At 70.3% G+C, this 522-nt stretch carries 2 protein-coding genes; both read right to left on the bottom strand.

Features of this window, described 5'->3' with window-relative positions:
- Positions 1 to 329: fimbrial biogenesis chaperone (locus tag ACXJKJ_RS32175; protein ID WP_457395816.1), on the bottom strand; the 329-nt coding region annotated here is incomplete at its 3' end.
- 9 nt (positions 330 to 338) lie between these two features.
- Positions 339 to 522: spore coat protein U domain-containing protein (locus ACXJKJ_RS32170; RefSeq protein WP_457395814.1), on the bottom strand; the 184-nt coding region annotated here is incomplete at its 5' end.

The following is a 522-nucleotide window of genomic DNA, read 5'->3' as shown; positions in this document are numbered from 1 at the left end:
GCCTGCGGGTCACTGCGCACCACCCGCACCAGTTGCTGCTGGCCGGCGGCCAGCGATTGCATCGGCGGGCTCACCTGCAGGTCCCCGGTGGGGGTGAGCTGGTCCTGACCGCCCTGCTGCTGCCAGCGATAGACCCGCACCTGCACCTGCACCGGCGCGGTGCCGCTGTTGCTGATCCACAATGCGTCGGCGTTCTGCCGGGGGCCCAATTGCAGGGAGGTGGGCGCCACCTGCAGGCTGGCGGCCAGGCTGGTGCTGCAGGAGAGGACAGACAGGGCGCAGGCCAGTCCCAGGCGCCGCCAGGGGCGGACCCGTGCGGTCATTGGCATGGGCTGCCCTCAGTAGGAGATGGTGGCGGTGACCGTGTCCTGGTAGTTACCCGTCGCGGCGTTGTTGACGCTCGGGTTGGCGATCTGGCCGTACACCGTGTACGGCACGGCCAGACCGGTGCCGATGCCGGCCACCGTGTTGGTGCCGGTAGTGGCGCCCCAGACATTGGCGTGCCCGGCGTCCTGGTAGAGC

The organism is Roseateles sp. P5_E1, assembly GCF_054049335.1.
Note: the sequence above shows the minus strand (reverse complement) of the source record. Positions and strands in the feature narration are given on the sequence as shown.